This window comes from Promicromonospora sp. NPDC019610 (genome assembly GCF_044389365.1).
Taxonomy (GTDB): Bacteria; Actinomycetota; Actinomycetes; order Actinomycetales; family Cellulomonadaceae; genus Promicromonospora.
Window position 1 is genome coordinate 798864 of the sequence record NZ_JBIRXX010000003.1, and the last position, 19791, is coordinate 818654.

15 protein-coding genes are annotated in these 19791 nt (G+C 72.3%); 14 read left to right on the forward strand and 1 reads right to left on the reverse strand.

The window, feature by feature from the left end:
* The first annotated feature begins 15 nt into the window (after nucleotides 1-15).
* The 9 genes from ACH45N_RS24645 to ACH45N_RS24685 all read left to right on the forward strand — a co-directional run bounded on the left by ACH45N_RS24645 (nucleotide 16) and on the right by ACH45N_RS24685 (nucleotide 11749).
* Entirely contained in the window at nucleotides 16-1032 is a 1017-nt protein-coding gene (locus ACH45N_RS24645; RefSeq protein ID WP_397398576.1) for an ABC transporter ATP-binding protein, read from the forward strand.
* A complete protein-coding gene (locus tag ACH45N_RS24650) occupies nucleotides 1029-1730 on the forward strand; it encodes an ABC transporter ATP-binding protein (RefSeq protein ID WP_397398577.1) in 702 nt (233 codons plus the stop codon). Before ACH45N_RS24645 ends, ACH45N_RS24650 begins: the two co-directional genes overlap by 4 nt.
* 94 nt (nucleotides 1731-1824) lie before the next feature.
* Nucleotides 1825-2325, forward strand: a complete 501-nt coding sequence (locus tag ACH45N_RS24655) for a hypothetical protein (RefSeq protein WP_397398578.1) — start codon at nucleotides 1825-1827, stop codon at nucleotides 2323-2325.
* Between the two features lie 389 nt (nucleotides 2326-2714).
* The gene (locus ACH45N_RS24660; protein ID WP_397398579.1) at nucleotides 2715-4406 is read left to right on the forward strand and encodes an ABC transporter substrate-binding protein; all 1692 of its coding nucleotides are present in this window, start codon (nucleotides 2715-2717) and stop codon (nucleotides 4404-4406) included.
* Nucleotides 4407-4559: 153 nt separating this feature from the next.
* Nucleotides 4560-5486, forward strand: coding sequence for an ABC transporter permease (locus tag ACH45N_RS24665; RefSeq protein WP_397398580.1), 927 nt, complete (start codon nucleotides 4560-4562; stop codon nucleotides 5484-5486).
* Complete coding sequence (locus ACH45N_RS24670) at nucleotides 5479-6438, forward strand: ABC transporter permease (protein WP_397398581.1); 960 nt, start codon at nucleotides 5479-5481, stop codon at nucleotides 6436-6438. The genes ACH45N_RS24665 and ACH45N_RS24670 overlap by 8 nt, the downstream gene beginning before the upstream one ends.
* Nucleotides 6435-8180 (forward strand): dipeptide ABC transporter ATP-binding protein, encoded by a 1746-nt coding sequence (locus ACH45N_RS24675; RefSeq protein ID WP_397398582.1) that lies wholly within the window; start codon nucleotides 6435-6437, stop codon nucleotides 8178-8180. Before ACH45N_RS24670 ends, ACH45N_RS24675 begins: the two co-directional genes overlap by 4 nt.
* 205 nt (nucleotides 8181-8385) lie before the next feature.
* The gene (gene typA, locus ACH45N_RS24680; RefSeq protein WP_397398583.1) at nucleotides 8386-10329 is read left to right on the forward strand and encodes a translational GTPase TypA; all 1944 of its coding nucleotides are present in this window, start codon (nucleotides 8386-8388) and stop codon (nucleotides 10327-10329) included.
* A 34-nt stretch (nucleotides 10330-10363) separates the two neighbouring features.
* Entirely contained in the window at nucleotides 10364-11749 is a 1386-nt protein-coding gene (locus tag ACH45N_RS24685) for a PIG-L family deacetylase (RefSeq protein WP_397398584.1), read from the forward strand.
* Nucleotides 11750-11881: 132 nt separating this feature from the next.
* Here ACH45N_RS24685 and ACH45N_RS24690 read toward each other — a convergent pair whose 3' ends face one another.
* Complete coding sequence (locus tag ACH45N_RS24690) at nucleotides 11882-12451, reverse strand: hypothetical protein (protein ID WP_397398585.1); 570 nt, start codon at nucleotides 12449-12451, stop codon at nucleotides 11882-11884.
* 93 nt (nucleotides 12452-12544) lie between these two features.
* Between ACH45N_RS24690 and ACH45N_RS24695 the strand changes: the two genes are divergently transcribed.
* The 5 genes from ACH45N_RS24695 (at nucleotide 12545) to ACH45N_RS24715 (ending at nucleotide 19600) form a co-directional block, all read left to right on the forward strand.
* Nucleotides 12545-12907, forward strand: a complete 363-nt coding sequence (locus ACH45N_RS24695) for a hypothetical protein (RefSeq protein ID WP_397398586.1) — start codon at nucleotides 12545-12547, stop codon at nucleotides 12905-12907.
* Nucleotides 12908-13355: 448 nt separating this feature from the next.
* Entirely contained in the window at nucleotides 13356-16727 is a 3372-nt protein-coding gene (locus ACH45N_RS24700) for a VanW family protein (RefSeq protein WP_397398587.1), read from the forward strand.
* Nucleotides 16728-16767: 40 nt separating this feature from the next.
* Nucleotides 16768-17607 carry a hypothetical protein gene (locus ACH45N_RS24705; RefSeq protein WP_397398588.1) on the forward strand — a complete coding sequence of 280 codons (840 nt, stop codon included), beginning with the start codon at nucleotides 16768-16770 and terminating at the stop codon, nucleotides 17605-17607.
* Nucleotides 17604-18587, forward strand: a complete 984-nt coding sequence (locus tag ACH45N_RS24710; protein ID WP_397398589.1) for a prephenate dehydratase — start codon at nucleotides 17604-17606, stop codon at nucleotides 18585-18587. The genes ACH45N_RS24705 and ACH45N_RS24710 overlap by 4 nt, the downstream gene beginning before the upstream one ends.
* A complete protein-coding gene (locus tag ACH45N_RS24715) occupies nucleotides 18584-19600 on the forward strand; it encodes a prephenate dehydrogenase (RefSeq protein WP_397398590.1) in 1017 nt (338 codons plus the stop codon). Before ACH45N_RS24710 ends, ACH45N_RS24715 begins: the two co-directional genes overlap by 4 nt.
* Nucleotides 19601-19791 lie beyond the last annotated feature (191 nt).

The window sequence follows — 19791 nt, forward strand, 5'->3', positions numbered from 1 at the left end:
CATGAGGGAGACCCGATGAGCACGACCATCGAGCTGACGGACGGCGGCGCGCCGGCCTCGGCGGGCCCGGCGGGCGGCGGCGAGATCCGCTGCGCCGACCTGGTGCGGATCTTCGCCACCGACGGCGTCGAGGTGCAGGCGCTGCAGGGCCTCACGCTGACGGTCGAGCCCGGCGAGATCGTCGCCGTCGTGGGCGCGTCCGGGTCGGGCAAGTCCACGCTGCTGACCATCCTCTCCGGCCTGGACACGCCGACCGGTGGCTCCGCCGTGGTGGCGGGCACCGACCTGCTGACGATGGGCCACACCGAGCGGGTGCGGTACCAGCGCTCGACGGTCGGCTTCGTGTGGCAGCAGACGTCGCGCAACCTGCTGCCGTACCTCACGGCGAGCGAGAACGTGCGGCTCCCGCTGGAGCTGGCCGGCGCACTCCCGCGGCGGGAGCGCGCGCGCCGCGTGGCGGACCTGCTCGACCTGCTGGAGGTCGGCCACGTGGCCGGGCGACGGCCCGGCGAGATGTCCGGCGGCGAGCAGCAGCGCACCGCCATCGCGGTGGCCGTGGCGAACAACCCTCGCGTGCTGCTGGCCGACGAGCCCACGGGCGAGCTCGACGAGACCACCTCGGTCGAGGTGCTGGAGGCGCTGCGCGGCGTGAACCGGGAGACCGGCGTGACGACGCTGATCGTGACGCACGACCCGACGGTGTCCGAGCACGTCGCGCGCACGGTCCAGATCCGCGACGGCCGCACGTCGACGGAGACGCTGCGCCGTACGGAGGTCGACGAGCACGGCGCCGAGCGGCACGTCGCGGAGGAGTTCGCGGTGGTCGACCGGGTCGGCCGGCTGCAGCTTCCGCAGGACTTCGTGCACGCGCTCGACCTGCGCGACCGGGTGCGCCTGGCACTCGAGCCGGACCATGTGGGCGTGTGGCCGGCGGCGCCCGGCCAGGCCGCGGAGCCGGCCGAGCCCGGCCGGCCCGCCGGACCCGCCGCGGCGCCCGCCGAACCCGAGGCCCCCACCGAGGAGGACCGATGACCACCACGACCCCGGCGCGCACCGTGCTGCGGGCCCAAGGCCTCACCCGCGTGTTCGGCACCGGCGCCGGCGAGGTGCGCGCCCTGTCGGACGCGACCCTGGAGGTCGCGGCGGGCGAGCTGCTCGTGGTGCGCGGCCCGTCCGGCTCGGGCAAGACGACGCTGCTGAACCTGCTCGGCGGCCTGGACCGGCCGACGTCGGGCAGCGTGTGGCTCGGCGACGCCGAGCTGACCGCGCTGGGGGAGCGAGCCGTGCTCGCGGCCCGGCGGGACCGCATCGGCTACGTGTTCCAGTCGTTCGGCCTGGTGCCGGTGCTGTCCGCGGCCGAGAACGTCGAGGTCCCGCTGCGCCTGCGGCGCACCCCGCCGGGCGAGCGGTCGCGGCGGGTGGCGGAGGCGCTGGACGCTGTCGGCCTGAGCGGCCACGCGAAGCAGCGGCCGTACGAGCTCTCGGGCGGGCAGCAGCAGCGGGTGGGCATCGCCCGCGCGCTCGTGGCCGACCCGGAGGTACTGCTCGCGGACGAGCCGACCGGGCAGCTCGACTCGGGCACGGCGGCCGTGGTGATGGACCTGCTGGCCCGGGTGGTGCACGAGCGCGGCGTGGCCGCCGTCGTCTCCACCCACGACCCGGAGCTCATGGCTCGCGCGGACCGCGTCGTGGAGCTGCGCGACGGACAGGTCGTCGCCGAGGCGTCCTAGCCGGCCACGCCCCTCACCTGGCGGACCAGGTTTCACCCCCTGAGACTTGTCGTGCGGTCGCTGGATCCTTTCCACCCACGCAAGGAGAAACGCCATGGCAAGCACTCCTCCCGTCCGGCCCGGCAGGCGACACCTCCGGGTGTTCCTCGCGGCGACCCTCGCCGTCCTCGCCTTCCTGGGGGCGGCGCAGCCCGCGTCGGCGGCCCTCGTGGTCCTCAAGAAGGTGGGCGGCCACACGTCGGTCTGGACCACCACGAGCTACGTCACCGCCACCGACTACAAGGTGACCGTCTCGGTCATACCTACCTTTACCCAGCACACGAGGCGGACGGTGAAGCTGACGACCTTCAAGGTCTGCTTCTCCACGACGTACGATCCGCGCCACGTGTCGGTCTCGATCTCGCCGATGATCACGGACAACGGCACGGGCTGGGCGAAGGACTGGGTCTACCGGACCTACTACAGCGGCGACTGCAAGACGTACAGCGTCAACCGGGTGTTCCGGAACAACAGCCATGACCACATGTTCCGGATCGAGCCGAGGATCACCCACCACCTGATCGGGGGCAGCACCACGGCGGCCTACGAGCGCTGACGACGCGCAGCGGTGCCCGGCCCCTCGGGCGGCCGGGCACCGCTTCGTCCCGCCTCCGGCCGGTTCGTCCCAGGTCGGCCGGGTGCCGCTCGATGGGCGGCCGGGCCTGGTCGGGCAGGTCATCGCCTCGGGCAACGGGTGAATTTCCTGCTCCGGGCCCTCACGGTGGTCGTGTTACGGCTGTGAGAACCACCTGGTCAGAACTGTTACTCGGTGTTACCCGTGCATACCGAGATGGTCACAACTCGGTGGAGTTTCTCGGGTGGTGGTCATCGACACGTCCGGGGAGCGGTTACGTTATTCCGTGATACCACGGGGCGCAACGAAGCGTCCGCATCGCTCCGGACGGCACCCGCCGTGCCGGGGTGTACTGCTACCCAGGAGGACACGTGACACCTCGAAAGCGACTTGTGGGGCTGGGCGCGTTCGCGCTCGCCTCGTCGCTCGTGCTGACCGCTTGCGGCGGTGGCAACAGTGGCGACGACGCGACCGGCGACGGCGCCAGCACCGGGATCGTGACGATCAGCAACGGTGAGCCCCAGAACCCGCTCGTCGGGTCGATGACCAACGAGACCGAGGGTGGACTCGTCGTCCAGCAGCTCTACTCGGGCCTCGTCTACTACGACGCCGAGGGTGTCGTGCACAACGAGATCGCCGAGTCGATCGAGTCGGACGACAACAAGACCTGGGACATCACGATCCAGGACGGCTGGGAGTGGTCCGACGGCACGCCCGTCACCGCGGCCAACTTCGTCGACGCCTGGAACTGGGCGGCGTACGGCCCCAACGGCGCCAAGGGTGCCGGCTTCTTCGACCCCATCGAGGGCTTCGCCGAGACCCAGGGCGTGCCCGAGTTCGACGAGGAGGGCAACGTCTCCGGCATGGCCGAGGAGCCGACCGCGGAGACGCTGTCGGGCCTCGAGGTCGTCAGCGACACCGAGTTCACGGTCACGCTGGGCCAGCCGGAGTCGGACTTCCCGATCCGCCTGGGCTACTCGGCGTACTTCCCGCTGCCTGACGCGTACTACGACGACACCGCGGCGTTCGGCGAGAAGCCGATCACCAACGGTCCGTACGTGCTGGAGAGCTGGGAGCACGAGTCCGAGATCAAGCTGGTCCCGAACGAGGCCTACAACGGCCCGCGCAAGGCCCAGAACGGTGGCCTGGACTTCATCGTCTACACCGACGAGAACACCTCGTACGCCGACCTGCAGGGCGGGAACCTCGACATCCTCGAGAACGTCCCCACCTCGGCGATGAGCACCTTCGAGGAGGACCTGGGTGACGGCGCCATCAGCGAGCCGTCCGCCAGCTTCGCGGCCCTGACCGTGCCCGAGTGGCTCCCCGAGTTCCAGGGCGAGGCCGGCCTCAAGCGCCGTCAGGCCCTCTCCATGGCGATCAACCGTGAGCAGATCACGGAGACGATCTTCGCCGGCACCCGTATCCCGGCCACCGACTTCACGTCGCCGGTCATCAACGGCTGGACCGGTGAGATCCCGGGCAACGAGGTCACCACGTACAACGCCGAGGAGGCCAAGGCCCTCTGGGACGAGGCCAACGCGGAGGACCCGCTGCCGGACGACTACGTCCTGACGATCCACACCAACACCGACTCGGACCACCAGGCGTGGGTCGAGGCCGTGTGCAACGGGTACATCAACGACCTCGACATCAAGTGCGAGATGACCGGTTACCCGACCTTCGACGAGGTCCTCAACGAGCGCGACAAGGGCCCGGACGGCAAGGTCGACGGCCTGTTCCGTGCCGGCTGGTCGGCTGACTACCCGTCGCTGCAGAACTACCTCGGCCCGCTCTACAGCAAGGCGGCGCTCGCGGGTTCGAACGACGGCCGGTACGAGAGCGACGAGTTCGACGCCGCGCTGAAGGAGGCCGCGGCCGCGCCCTCGCTGGACGAGGCCAACGTCCTCTACAACAAGGCGCAGGAGATCCTGTTCAAGGACCTCCCGGGTATCCCGCTGTGGTACTACTCCACGACCGCTGGGCACTCCGAGTACGTGGACAACGTGGAGTTCGGCTGGGACAGCATGCCGCTCCTGTACGAGGTCACCAAGACGGAGTGACTGTGATCACGTCCGGTCTTCCGGCGTGACTCATCACCCCAGGTGACGGGCGGGGCGCGTGAACTGCGCGCCCCGCCCTCCACTGTGCGGAGCAAGAACACCGGGTGACGTCCTGGAGAATGTTCCGCAGCCATCTACCAAGGAGACCTTCGAATGCTCTGGTACATCGGACGCCGGCTGCTGCAGGTGATCCCCGTGTTCCTCGGCGCCACGCTGTTGCTGTACGGGCTGGTGTTCCTGCGCCCCGGCGATCCCGTGGCTGCACTGGGCGGCGAACGCGGCCTGTCACCGGCGGCCGAGCTCGCCATCCGCGAGGCGTACCACCTGGATCAGCCGTTCTTCATGCAGTACCTCTACTTCCTCAAGGGTGTCTTCACCTTCGACATGGGCGTCACGTTCACCGGCCGCCCCGTCGTCGACGTGATCGCCCAGGCCTTCCCCGTGACGTTCCAGCTCGCCCTCATGGCGATCGTCATCGAGACCGTCTTCGGCATCGGCTTCGGCCTGTACGCGGGTATCCGTAAGGGCAAGCTCTTCGACTCGACGGTGCTGCTCTGGAGCCTGCTGCTCATCTCCCTGCCGACCTTCGTGATCGGCTTCGTGATGCAGGCCGTCGTCGGCGTGCAGCTCGGCTGGCTGCCCATCACCGCGGGCCGCGACCCTGATTTCATCAGTCTTCTGATGCCGGCGATCGTGCTGGCCACGACCTCGTTCGCCTACATCTTGCGCCTGACACGGACGTCAGTCGTCGAGAACGTCACAGCGGACTTCGTGCGGACCGCCCGGGCCAAGGGCCTGCCGCGGGAGAAGGTCATGACGCGCCACGTGCTGCGCAACTCGTTGATCCCGGTGGTCACCTTCATCGGCATCGACCTGGGCAACCTGATGGCCGGCTCGATCGTGACCGAGGGCATCTTCAACATCAACGGCGTCGGCGGAACCCTCTACCAGGCGATCATCCGCGGCGAGAACGTGACGGTGGTGTCGCTGGCCACCGTGCTCGTCATCGTCTACATCTTCGCCAACCTGCTCGTGGACGTCTTCTACGCCGTCCTGGACCCGAGGATCCGTTATGCCTGACAACCGCTACGAGAAGACCCCCCGTCCGGGGCAGGAGCACTTCGTCGCGCCTCCGGAGGTGGTCAAGGTCGGCGTGATCGACGCCGTCGACACGTCCGAGGCGCCGAGCAGCCTCTGGGCCGACGCCTGGCGCGACATGCGTCACCGGGCGCTGTTCTGGGTGTCCGCGGCGCTGATCGTGTTCGTCGTCCTCATGGCGGTGTTCCCGGGCCTGTTCACCTCGACCAGCCCCACGGAGTGCCACCTGGAGGACTCGCTGGGCGCGCCCACCGCGGGCCACATCTTCGGGTTCGACAAGCAGGGCTGCGACATCTACGCCCGCGCCGTCTACGGGGCGCGCGCGTCGGTCACGGTGGGCATCCTGTCCACACTGTTCGTCGTCGTGATCGGCACCCTGGTCGGTGCGATCGCCGGCTACTTCGGCGGCCTGCTCGACACCCTGCTGTCCCGGTTCACCGACATCTTCTTCGCCGTGCCGTTCGTGCTCGCCGCGATCGTCATCATGAGCCTGCTCGACGACCGCAACGCGTTCGTCGTCGCCGTCGTGCTGGCGGTGTTCGGGTGGACGTCCATCGCCCGCATCACGCGCGGTGCGGTGCTCGGGGTGAAGAACAACGAGTTCGTCACCGCCGCCAAGGCGCTCGGCATGGGCCGGGGCGCGATCCTCGGCAAGCACGTGCTGCCCAACTCGGCCGCGCCGATCATCGTCTACGCGACGGTCGCGCTCGGTACGTTCATCGTCGCGGAGGCCACGCTGAGCTTCCTCGGCATCGGTCTGCCGACGTCGACCGTCTCGTGGGGCGGCGACCTCGCCAAGGCGCAGACGTCGATCCGGGTCGCCCCGGAGATCATGATCTACCCGGCGACCGCGCTCGCGCTGACCGTGCTGAGCTTCATCATGATGGGCGACGTCGTGCGCGACGCCCTCGACCCGAAGGCGAGGAAGCGATGAGCACCACGATCACCCTCACCGACGGGACCACCGAGGACGCCCCGGTGCCCGTCGAGAAGCACGACGACACCACGCCGCTCCTCCAGATCAAGGACCTGCAGATCTCGTTCACCACGGCGACCGGCACCGTGGAGGCCGTCCGCGGTGTCGACCTCACCGTCTACCCGGGGCAGTCCGTGGCGATCGTGGGCGAGTCGGGCTCCGGCAAGTCGACGACGGCGCACGCGATCATCGACTTGCTGCCGGGCACCGGCAAGGTGACCGGCGGGTCCATCTCGTTCGGCGGGCGCGAGCTCGTCGGGCTGGGGCGCAAGCAGGTCGAGGACCTGCGCGGCCGGGAGATCGGCCTGGTTCCCCAGGACCCGATGTCCAACCTGAACCCGGTGTGGCGCATCGGCGCCCAGATCGACGAGGCGCTGGTGGCCAACGGCTTCCAGGGCAGCAAGGCGGAGCGCACCGCGCGCGTCGCCGAGCTGCTCAGCGAGGCCGGCCTGCCCGACGCGGACCGGCGCGCGCGCCAGTTCCCGCACGAGTTCTCGGGCGGCATGCGCCAGCGTGCGCTCATCGCGATCGGCCTGGCCTCGCGGCCCAAGCTGCTCATCGCGGACGAGCCGACGTCGGCCCTCGACGTGACGGTCCAGAAGAAGATCCTGGACCACCTGGAGGGGCTGACGGCGGAGCTCGGCACGGCCGTCCTGTTCATCACGCACGACCTGGGCCTCGCCGCCGAGCGCGCCGAGCACCTCATCGTGATGTACAAGGGCCGCGTCGTGGAGTCCGGCCCGGCGGCGCAGATCCTCAAGGACCCGCAGCACGAGTACACCAAGCGGCTCGTGTCCTCGGCCCCGTCGCTGGCCTCCCGCCGCATCCAGTCCGCGCACGAGCGCGGGCAGGAGTCGGACGACCTGCTCGCCGAGCACGCCGACGAGGCCGAGACGACGGCGCCCGACGTCGTCGTCGCGAAGGACCTGACCAAGGTGTTCCACATCCGTGGTTCCCGGCCGGGTTCGCACACCGACTTCACCGCGGTGGACGGCATCAACTTCACGCTGCCGAAGGGTCACACCCTGGCGCTGGTGGGGGAGTCGGGATCCGGCAAGTCGACGGCGGCCAACATGGTGCTGGGGCTGCTCGAACCGACGTCGGGCAGCGTCCTGTACGACGGCAAGGACGTCTCGAAGATGTCCGCGAAGGAGCAGTTCTCGCTGCGCCGCCGCGTGCAGCCGGTGTTCCAGAACCCGTACGGGTCGCTGGACCCGACCTACTCGATCTTCCGGTCGATCGAGGAGCCGCTCGTCCTGCACAAGGTGGGCGACCGCAAGTCCCGTGAGGCACGGGTGCGCGAGCTGCTCGACATGGTGTCGCTGCCGCAGGCGACGATGCGCCGGTTCCCGAACGAGCTGTCGGGCGGGCAGCGGCAGCGCATCGCGATCGCCCGTGCGCTGGCGCTCAAGCCCGAGGTGCTCGTGCTCGACGAGGCCGTCTCGGCGCTCGACGTGCTGGTCCAGGCGCAGATCCTGACGCTGCTCAACGACCTGCAGGCCGAGCTCGGGCTGTCCTTCCTGTTCATCACGCACGACCTGGCCGTGGTCCGGCAGATCGCCGACCTGGTGGCCGTGATGAAGGACGGCAGCATCGTGGAGCACGCGACCACCGACGAGGTGTTCGACAACCCGCAGCAGGAGTACACGCGGGACCTCCTGGCGGCGATCCCGGGCGCGAGCCTGGAGATCGGCGGCTGACGCTCCGCCGTCCCGCGCACGCGAGAGACCCTCGGACCACCCCGGTGGCCCGGGGGTCTCTCGCGTCGGGGGTGTGTTCACCGCACAGTGACACGGTCGACACCTGGGGATTTCGATTCGCGGGTAAGATGGGTGGTGCTGCGAGACCGGTCCCCTTCGGACCAGAGTCCGCGCCCCTGACCTCCCTTCTGGAAATGAGTGCTTCGTGACCGTGCCTGCAACCGCGCCGACCTCGGCCCGTGCGACCCGTTCCGACCTGCGTAACGTCGCGATCGTGGCCCACGTCGACCACGGCAAGACCACGCTCGTGGACGCCATGCTCAGGCAGGCCGGGGCGTTCGAAGCCCGTCAGCACCTCGAGGACCGCGTGATGGACTCCGGCGACCTCGAGCGCGAGAAGGGCATCACGATCCTCGCCAAGAACACCGCGATCCGGTACTCCGGTCCCGCGGCGGCGGCGAACGGTGAGGCCGACGGCATCACCATCAACGTCATCGACACCCCGGGCCACGCCGACTTCGGCGGCGAGGTCGAGCGCGGCCTGTCGATGGTCGACGGCGTCGTCCTGCTCGTCGACGCGTCCGAGGGCCCGCTGCCCCAGACCCGCTTCGTGCTGCGCAAGGCCCTGGCGGCCAAGCTGCCCGTCATCGTCGTCGTGAACAAGGTGGACCGGCCGGACGCCCGCATCAGCGAGGTCGTCGCGGAGACGACCGACCTGCTGCTCGGCCTCGCCGGCGACCTGTCGGACGAGGTCGAGGACCTCGACCTGGACGCGATCCTCGACGTGCCCGTCGTGTACGCGTCGGCCAAGGCCGGCCGCGCCTCCACCGACCAGCCCGCCGACGGCGGCCTGCCGGACAACGAGGACCTCGAGCCGCTGTTCGCGACCATCCTCGAGAAGATCCCGGCCCCGACCTACGAGGAGGGCGTGCCGCTGCAGGCGCACGTCACCAACCTCGACGCGTCGCCGTTCCTGGGCCGCCTCGCGCTGCTCCGCATCCACAACGGCACCCTGTCCAAGGGCCAGAGCGTCGCGTGGGCCCGCCACGACGGAACCCTGCAGAGCGTGAAGATCACCGAGCTGCTGGAGACCAAGGCGCTCGACCGCGTGCCGACCGACAAGGCCGGCCCCGGCGAGATCGTCGCCGTCGCGGGCATCGCCGACATCATGATCGGCGAGACCCTCACGGACCTCGACGACCCGCGCCCGCTGCCGCTCATCACGGTGGACGACCCCGCGATCTCGATGACCATCGGTATCAACACCTCCCCGCTCGCGGGCAAGGGCGGCAAGGGCCACAAGGTCACCGCCCGGCAGGTCAAGGACCGCCTCGACTCCGAGCTGATCGGTAACGTCTCGCTGAAGGTCCTCCCGACCGAGCGCCCCGACGCCTGGGAGGTGCAGGGCCGCGGCGAGCTGGCGCTGGCCATCCTGGTCGAGCAGATGCGTCGCGAGGGCTTCGAGCTCACGGTCGGCAAGCCGCAGGTCGTCACCAAGACGATCGACGGCAAGGTCAACGAGCCGATGGAGCGCATGACCATCGACGTGCCCGAGGAGTACCTCGGCTCGGTCACGCAGCTTCTCGCGCAGCGCAAGGGCCGCATGGAGACCATGACGAACCACGGCACCGGCTGGGTCCGCATGGAGTTCATGGTCCCGGCGCGCGGCCTCATCGGCTTCCGCACGCAGTTCCTCACGGACACCCGCGGTACCGGCATCGCGGCCTCGATCTCCGAGGGCTACGAGCCGTGGCACGGCCCCATCGAGTCGCGCAACACCGGCTCGCTCGTCGCCGACCGCGCCGGCAAGGTGACGCCGTTCGCCATGATCAACCTCCAGGAGCGCGGCTCCTTCTTCGTGGACCCCACGCAGGAGGTGTACGAGGGCATGATCGTCGGCGAGAACTCGCGCAACGAGGACATGGACGTCAACATCACCAAGGAGAAGAAGCTGACGAACATGCGGTCCTCGACCGCCGACAACTTCGAGAACCTGATCCCGCCGCGCAAGCTCACGCTCGAGGAGTCGCTGGAGTTCGCGCAGGAGGACGAGTGCGTCGAGGTGACCCCCGAGGTCGTGCGCATCCGCAAGGTGCTCCTGAACGCCACGGACCGGGCCCGCGCCACGGCTCGCGCCAAGCGCGGCTGACGCTCCCGCGTCGCTGAGTGCTGGATCTTCGCCCATGAACACGCGTTCCGGGGGCGAGGGTCCGGCACTCAGTGCTTTCCGGGGGCCTTTCGGGGAGCTCTCCGGGGGCGTGCTGGCCGTGCATGCCCATCCCGACGACGAGACCCTGTCGACCGGGGGGCTGCTGGCGGCCTTCGCCGCCGCCGGGCTGCCGGCCCGCGTGGTGACCTGCACGCGCGGGGAACGCGGCGAGGTCATCGCCCTGCCCGGCACGACGTCGGAGGGGCGGGCCGGCCTGGAGGGCGACGGCCCCGCGCTGGGCGCCTACCGCGAGACCGAGCTGGCGCGCGCGCTCCTGGCACTCGGCGGCGGGGTGGACGGGGCGGTCGAGCAGACGTTCCTCGACCGGCTGCCGCAGGTATCTCCGCAAGTCACCCGGGTTGTGGGCGCGGATTCCCGGCCCGCGGCCGAGCGGGACTCCGGGTCGGCGGACCGGCAAGGTCCGGGCCCGGCGGCCGATTCCGCTGTCGCGGTGCGGTACGAGGACTCCGGGATGGAGTGGGTGGCGCCCGGCGTCGCCGGCCCGGCGCCGGACTCCCCGCCGACGGCGTTCGCGCGGGTCCCGCTCGACGAGCCGGCCGGGCGGCTCGCGGCGCTGATCCGCACGACCCGCCCCGCCGTCGTCGCGACGTACGAGCCCGGCGGTGGGTACGGGCACCCCGACCACGTGCGGGCGCACGAGGTGACGGTCCGTGCGGTGCGGCTCGCGGCCGACCCGGCGTGGCAGCCGGGCGGGGTAGGGCCGGCGTCGCAGCAGGGCGGGGTAGGGCCGGCGTCGCAGCAGGGCGGGGTAGCGCCCGCGTCGCAGCAGGGCGGGGTAGCGCCCGCGTCGCGGGATGGGCAGCGCGACGGGGGTGAGCCGGTGCGCGGCGGCGGGCGTGGTCGCGGCGTCGGATCGCGGGACGAGCCCTGGGCGGGTGCCGAGCTGTGGCAGCTGGTCGCCCCGGCGGCCGAGGTGCGCACGGCGCGGGCGACGCTCGCCGGCCTGCCCGAGGCGACCGCGCTCGCCGCGACCGCCGGTCTCACGTTCGCCGATCCCGCGGAGGACCTGCCGCCGTTCGCAAGGGATGACCTCCCCGAGCGGTCGGCAGAACGTCAGGTGACCGGCAGCTCGGGCTACCGATCACCTGACGAACTACCGATCACGTCGGTGGGGCGCAGGAGCGGCCGAAGCGACGGGGAGCGGGTCGTGCGGGTGGACGTCGGGGGCGTGCTCGGGCGGGTCGTCGCGGCGATGCGGGCCCACGCCACGCAGGTGCAGCACGCGACGGCGCTGGCGCGACCCGAGGGGCCGGTCGCCGGCTGGTACGCCCTGTCCAACGGGGTGCTGGCGCCGATCCTCACGACCGAGACCTACGCCGTCGTCGACCCCCTCGCCTGACACACACCGCGACGCCCGCATCACCCTTGAGGCCCGGGTTTCTTCGCTTTGAGAGTGCTCAAAGCGAAGAAACCCGGGCCTCAAAGGTGAGGGCGGTGGTGCGGGCGGGCCGCTCCCGCCCGGCGTACCGGCTCAGCGCTCCTGGAGGGCGTCCAGGCCGATCGCCATGGCGGTCACGAGCCGGCGGTCGAGCCGCGGGTCCTGGATGTTCACGACGTACCGGTCGCGCAGGCCCCACTTCTTCTCCACGGTGAACGCGGGCCGCCCGTCGATCGTGAAGTCGAAGTGGTACGGCAGCCAGGCGATCTCGACGAGCCGCCGGATCACGGCGACGCCGAGGCTCCGTTCGGTCCCCGTGACCACACCGAGGCCGGGCTGCTCGACGTGCCAGGTGCTGCGCAGCAGCGACTTGGCGAAGTCCTTGCGGAACGTGCCGATCGGGGTGTCGCCCGCGTCGACGACGTCGTAGGTGGCGCCGAGGTCGACCACCTGACGCGCCTTGAAGCCGAGCACCGCCTCCTGCTTGGTGTCGTCGGTGTACAGCGTGACCTGCTCGCGGAAGGCCATGCGCTTCTGCTGGGCGAACGCGTAGAGGTCACCCTCGGAGCCGTCCGGCAGGGCGCCGTGTACCTCGTACTGGTTGACCAGCATGCGGATCCGCTGTCGAACGATGAGCTGCGTCTGATCCTGGAGCGTATTCACCCGCGGAGTGTTCCACACATGCAGAGTCCTCCCAGGTGGATGCTGGAGAATGGTCGGGTGAACTCCTCCCGACGCCCGCTCGGACGAACGATCGTGCGCACTCTTCTGGCCGTCGCGCTCGGCGTCGTGATGGGCGCGCTCGGGACGGTGGTGCACCGGTACGGGGCCGATTCCCTGTACCTCGGACTGATCCTCGCGTTCGGGCTGACGGCGGCGGCCGGCGTGCTCGCGCGCGCCTGGGCCGGTTATGGCACGCTGCTCGGGTTCGGCGTGGGCTGGGTCGGCATCGTGCAGGCCCTGTCGCTGCCGGGCTCCGGGGGCGACGTCGTGGTCCCGGCCGGCGTGCTCGGCATGGTCTGGTCGTACGCGGGGGTGGCGATCCTCGCCGTCGTCGCGTTCCTGCCGTCCTCGTGGTTCGCCGAGGTCCCGGCCCGCCGGGATCGCACCGCCGCCTGACCTCTGCGCATCTTCGCAGGGTGGTTCAGGATGGTGGGCAGGATTGATACGAAACCTCCACCTCGGGGCGTCCAGTACGCGGCCTTGGGCAGGATTCTCGCTGGATAGGATGCCCGGCAGGGCGACTCCGTCCAGCGGATTCGCCGCAGGTCCGGTGCGCCCTTGGGGACGCGGAGAGCCCGCGTCTCGGGTAGTTGCACGGAGCGTGCCGATGGGTCAGCCGACCGAGCGTGACGAACCGCTCGAGCCGACATCAGACGAGAACACCGGGGCTCAACCTGCCCCGGCCATTCCGCCTCGCTTGTACCAGAAACGCCCTGGCAGCGTGCCGCGACAGCCGTCGCAACCCCCGGCACGTCCGTCGGCCGCCCAGGCCGCGCAGCCCGCAGTACCGGCCGGTCGACCGACCGCTCAGCCGGTTCCCCGATCCGCAGACAAGGTCGAACCTGTGACCGCTCCGGAACACTCCGAGCCCACCAAGGCCCCGTCCGTCCCTGCCGCACCGCCGGCAGGGGTCCCCTCCGCGCCCGGCGACGCCGCGCCCGACACCACTCCGACCGACGCCTCGGAGGTCGAGGCGCCCGCCGTCGGTGCTGCTGAGCCCTCTGCCGGTGCGCCGGCCGCGGCTGCTCCCGCCGCGCCTGCTCCCGCCGCGCCTGCTCCCGCGCCCGCTGCGCCCGCTGCGCCCGCTGCGGCGAGCGTGCCCGGCGCCGGGTCCGCGCAGGAGCCGGCGAGCACGCCGAGCCCTGAGGCATCCGCGGCCGGTCGCCCGGGAGCTGCCGCGGGTGAGCCCGCGTCCCCGGCGCCCGCCCCAAGCGTGCCCGACGCCGAGCGGTCCGCCGTGGCCCCGCCCGTCGCGGCCCCGCCCGTCGTGCCGCCGGCGGCTTCGGCTGCCGGGGCACCTGCGGATGGCGCTCCGGCCCGTGCGGTTCCGGCAGCGGCCGCCGTCCCGCCGGTCGAGCCGGTCCGGTCCGCAGGCGCGAGCCGGCCGGACGCCGAGCGCGCGGCCGGCATCTCGGACGCCGAGCGCGCGGCCGGCACCTCGGACGCCTCCGCGGCGAGCCAGCCTGTCGCCGAGCGCCCGTCCGCCACCGACGGGAAGCCTGCCGCCACGCCGGAAGCCGAGCGCGCGACGGGCACCCCGACCGCCCCCGCGGCGAGCCAGCCTGCCGCGGCGCACCCGTCCGCCGCCCAGGGTGCGCCCGCCACGCCCGGTGCCTCGGACACCACGCGCCCGTCCGCCGCTTCGCCGAGCTCCGGCCCGGCGGCCCAGCCTGCGGCTTCGGCCCAGCCTGCCGGCCCGGCCCAGCCTGCGGCTTCGACCCAGCCCGCCGCTCCGGGCCAGCCTGTCGCCCAGGCCCGTCCCGGCGCCGCGGACGCCGCAGCCACGCCCGCACGCGACACCGCGGCCAAGCCCGCAGCTCCGAGCAGCGCCGCCCCCGCGGCCGGCGCCGCGACCAATGCCACTACCCCCGCGGCCTCGAAGCCCACTGCGGCCTCGAAGCCCGGCGCGGCCCCGAAGCCCGACGCCGCCGCCACCCCTGGCGCCGCGGCCACGTCCGACGCGCAGGCCGAGCCCGCCACGCCGGTCGAGGACGCCGACCAGGTCGCCGTGCTGCAGACCGTCGTCGCGGAGCTCGCGACCCCGCCGACCAAGGCCGCCAAGCCGCGGAGCGGGTACACCCCCCGCGTCTTCGCGTTCGACCGCCCGCCCAAGACCGGCGCGGGCGCGGCACCCGCTGGTGCCGCAGCAGCAGGTACCGCCGCCGCCGCAGCAGGCGCAGCAGGTGCAGCGACCGCGGGCACCCCTCCCACCGCACCCGACACCACGGCGGACACCACGACCAGCACCGAGCCGGCCCCCGCGCCGCCGTCGGTCCCGCCGTTCGCCCCGCGCCCCGGCGCGGCGGCGTCTGACCCGGGTGCCGTGCCCACGGCCGAAGCCGGCCAGATCCCCTTCCTCAAGCCGCTGACGGGCGCGATCCAGCGCGTCGCGCGTCCGTGGGCGCCGGTGCGTCCCGAGGCGACGCCGCTCGCGACGTCCGCGCCTCAGGGCCCCGGCGGTCCGGGCGCACCTGGCGGCCCGCACGGCCCCGCGGGCCCGAACGGTCCGGGCGCAGCGGGTCAGGACGGCTTCTTCGGCCTCGCCGGGGACGGCGCGCCGAGCCGCGGCCCCAAGATCGCCCTGCTCTCGGTGCTCGGCGCCGTCGTCCTGTTCGCGATCTACGCCTTCGCGGCGTGGGGCGTGAGCGACACGGTGCCCAAGGACACCACCGTGGCCGGTGTGAACGTCGGCGGCATGACGCAGACGGAGGCCGCCGCCGCGCTGACGGAGCAGCTCGGCCCGCGGCTCAAGGAGCCGATCGACCTCACGGCGGGCGAGGGCAAGGCGCAGCTCTCCCCGGAGCCGAGCGGCCTGGCAATCGACGCCGAGGCGACGACGGCGGAGCTCACGGGCTTCTCGCTGAGCCCGGCGCGCATGTGGGCGCACATGTTCGGCGGTGCCGAGCAGGAGCTGGTCCTGGCCGTCGACTCGGAGAAGTTCGACGCCGCGGTCGCGGGCCTGGAGGAGTCGCTCGCCGTGGAGCCCGTCGACGGCACCGTCGCGTTCGTCGACGGGCAGGCGGTCAAGACGGACGCGAAGGACGGCTCGCGCATCGTCGCGAGCGAGACCTCGCGCATCATCAAGGCGCGCTGGCTGCACCAGGACGGGCCGTTCGACCTGCCGGTCGAGCCGGTCGCCCCGGTCATCACGCAGGCGCAGACCGACAAGCAGTTCGCGGTCGCGCAGAAGATCGTCTCGGCGCCGGTCACGGTCTCGGTGGGCGGCCAGCGGCCGCAGCTCTCGCCGCAGGTGCTCTCCGGGCTCATCCGGTTCGAGCAGAAGGACGACCAGCTCGTCACCATCGTGGACCGGGAGGCGACCGTCGAGGCGATCGTCAACGCCACCACGAACCTGCTCGAGGTCCCGTCCGACGCCCACTTCGAGTTCGCGGGCGGCAAGCCGACCGTCGTCGCGGGCAAGACCGGCACCACGCTCGACCCCGCCGAGGCGGGCAAGGCGGTGCGGATCGCCGCGACGGGCGACGACCGCGAGACGTCGGTCGAGCTCGTCGAGCAGGACCCCAAGGACACCGTCGAGTCGCTGGAGGCCCTGGGCGTCAAGGAGGTCGTCTCCGAGTTCAGCACGCCGCTGACGGACGAGCCGGTGCGCACCCAGAACCTGATGCGTGGTGCCGACATGGTCACGGGCAACCTCATCAAGCCGGGCGAGACCTTCTCCCTGCTGGAGGCGCTGGCCCCGATCACGCTGGAGAACGGGTACTTCGACGCGGGCGTCGTCGAGAACGGCGAGCACGTCGAAGCGGTGGGTGGTGGTCTCTCGCAGATGGCCACGACGTCGTTCAACGCGGGCTTCTTCGCCGGGTTCGAGGACGTGGAGCACCACGCGCACTCCTACTGGTTCCCGCGCTACCCCGCGGGGCGCGAGGCCACGATCTACGTGGGCGCCAAGGACATGAAGTTCACGAACGACACCCCGTACGGCGCGGTCATGCAGGCCTACGTGTCGGGCGGCCGGCTGACGGTCCGGATCTGGAGCACCAAGTACTACACGGTGCAGGAGAACACGAGCGCGAAGCGGAACATCGTCCCCAAGACGACGATCCACGACTCGTCGGCCGACTGCCAGCCCTACCCGGGCGGCGAGGACGGGTTCTCCGTGACGATCTCCCGCAAGGTGCTCCATGACGGCAAGGTCGTCAAGGAGAACTCGTTCAACCACTCCTACAACCCCGACAACCCCGTGGTGTGCGACTGACGGTGCGGCTCTGAGGCCTCCGCGGCGGTAGGTTCGGCACATGCTTGGACGTAGCGAGCGGGAGTCTCCCGCGCACGCGGTGCTGGCCGCGCGGATGGCGGGATGGAACGACCCGGTCGAGCTGCTCGACCTCGGGACCACGGCGGACACCCTCGCCACGGTCGCGAGCATCGAGGCCCTGGCGGCCGTGGTGCACCTGGGACACCCGGAGCACCCGGCGCCGGGTCTCGAGCGCGCCCTCCTGGAGGGCGCGCCGTCGCTCATCGTGACGTCGGCGGTGGCCGTGCCCGGCCAGTGGGTCTGGGTCGGGGCGAACGCCACGGTGGGTCAGGTCGTGATCGACGAGGCGGGCATGCGGGACTGCGCGGGCGTGCTGCGCGGCCTCGGCGTGAGCCCGCGCCTGGTGCCGACCCGCACCAGCGTCGAGGAGCGCATCGCGCTCGCCGGGGAGGGCGGGTCCCTGGTGATCGAGCGCTCCCGCGTGCCCGCGGGCTTCGCGGAGCTCCCGGACAGCGCGGCCCTCGCCGAGGGCGGCCCCGTCTGGTACGGCCTGCTGGAGTCCCGCGACGACTGGCCCCCGTTCACCGAGCCCGCCCAGGTGTGGCTCGCGTTCGGCCCGGCCGACGACCACCTCGGCTCGCTGCAGCCCACTCTCGCGGTCATCGCGGACGCCGGGCTCGACCTGGACCACCTGCGCAGCCAGCCGTCGTCGGGCGGGCCGCACGTGTTCTTCGCGTCGTTCTCCTGCCCGACGTCGGACAAGCTGTCGCTGCTGGTCGGGGCCCTCACCGAGCGCGGCGTCGCGCACCGCACGCTGGCCGTGCTGCCGGGCGAGTCGTTCGTGCCCGGGCCGGACGCCCTGACCCCCCGATGGGCATGACGGCGCCGGGCGGCCGCCCGGCAGGCGGCACCCGGGTGGCCTACCTGGGCCCGGAGGGCACCTTCACGCACCAGGCGGCGCTGGAGTGGGCCCGCCGGAACGGCGCGCCCGACGACGGCGTGTCCGCCGAGCCGCTGGACACCGTCAAGGACGTGCACGACGTCGTGGCCGCGGGCGGCGCCGACGTCGGCGTGGTCGCGATCGAGTCCTCGGTCGAGGGCTACGTGGTGCCGTCCCTGGACGCGCTGCTGTCCAGCGCGGACGTCGTCGCCGTCGACGAGGTGGCGATCGACGTGTCGTTCGACGCGTTCGTCCGGCCCGGCCACGGCGACCTGACGGAGGTGTCGGCGCACCCGCACGGCCTGGCGCAGTGCTCCGGCTTCGTGACCGGTACGGGGCTGGCGACCGCCCCGGCGTCGTCCAACGCGGCGGCCTGCCGTGACGCCGGGCCCGGGACGATCGCCCTGGGGCCGACGATCTGCGGTGAGCTGTACGGGCTGCAGACGTATGCGAAGGCGGTGGAGGATTTCCGCGGCGGCCGGACCCGGTTCCTCGTCCTGACCCCGCGCAGCGTGGCCGCCGAGCACCTCGCGCGGTCGCGCGCCGCGGGCGCCACGGACTGGAAGACGATGCTGGCGATCACCCCCTCGGTGACCGGTCCGGGCGTGCTGGCGCGGATCACCGCGGCGTTCGGCGACCGGGGCGTGAACATGTCGAGCCTGATCACACGGCCGGTCAAGGCCCAGGAGAGCAAGTACGCGTTCGTGGTGACCTTCGACGAGGCGCCGTGGGACCGCGGCGCACGGGAGATGCTGAGCGACCTGCTGGCCGCCGGCGACTCCCTCAAGACGCTCGGCATGTTCCCGGCCGGGGCGGGCTTCCGGGCGCTCGACGGCGTGCTCGACCCGGACCACGCGCCGGTCGGCTCCGTGTCGGCGGCGGACTCCGCCGAGGACCGCGAGCGGGGCCTGCTGTGGTGAGCGTCGGCGTCGTCGGGCTGGGGCTGGTCGGGGGCTCGCTCGCCCGCGCCCTCCAGGCGGCGGGCGTACCCGTGGTCGCGACGGATCCCGTCTCGGGCGGCGAGGCGCGCGCGGCGGGCCTCACGGTGGCCGACGACGTCGCGCGGCTGGCCGCGAACCGGCCGGACCTCGTGGTGCTCGCCGCGCCGCTGCGCGCCATGCGGTCGGTGGCGGCGGAGCTCGCCGGGGCACTGGCGGACGAGCCGGGCTGGGACCCGACGGTGACCGACGTGGGGTCGGTGAAGGGCCCGGTCCGGGAGGCGGTCGCCGAGGCGGGGCTGGGGGAGCGGTACGTCGGGGCGCACCCGATGTCCGGCACCGAGCACAGCGGGTTCGCGGCGTCGTCGGCGGACCTGATGCAGGGCGTCCCGTGGGCGGTGACGGTGACGGGCGGGACCGGTCCGGACCGGCTGCTCCAGGTGCTGGGCCTGGTCACGGGTCCGCTGGGCGGGACGGCGGCGGTGCTGACCGACGAGCTGCACGACGAGGCCGTCGCCCTCGTGTCCCACGTGCCGCACGTGCTGGCCAACCAGCTCCTCGGCGCCGTGGCGGGCGCGCCCGTGCGGGACGTGGCGCTGCGGCTGGCCGCGGGCTCCTTCCGCGACGGGACCCGGGTGGGGTTCACGGACCCGCGGCGCACCGAGGCGATGGTGACCGAGAACGCCGCCTGGGTGGCCCCCGTGCTGCGGCTCGCGGCGCGGGACCTGGAGCGGCTCGCGGACGCGCTGGACTCCAACGCACCGACGCACTGGTTCTTCGACCGGCCCGACCCGGTCCGGGAGCGGCTGGGCCGGGGCGGGACGGCACGGGTGACGGGCCTGCGGCCCGGCGACGCGACCGCGGCCGCCGCCGGGGCGGACCGGGACGTCGAGGAGGTCCCGCTCACCGGCGACTGGCCCGCTGCGCTGCTCGCGCGCTGCGCGCAGGGCGCGGTCGTCATCGCCCTGACCCCGGAGTCGGCCCTGCTCCGCTAGCCGGCAGCCCGCGCGCATGTGTTACCACCCCCCTGACTCGGCCCTCTGGATCCGCCGAGTCAGGGGGTTGGTCGGACCACCCGGCTGACTCGGCGGTTCCGGCGTGCCGAGTCAGGGGGTTGGTCGGACCAGCCGGCTGACTCGGCGGATCAGGCGTGCCGAGTCAGTCAGGCGGGCACAGCCAGGCGGGT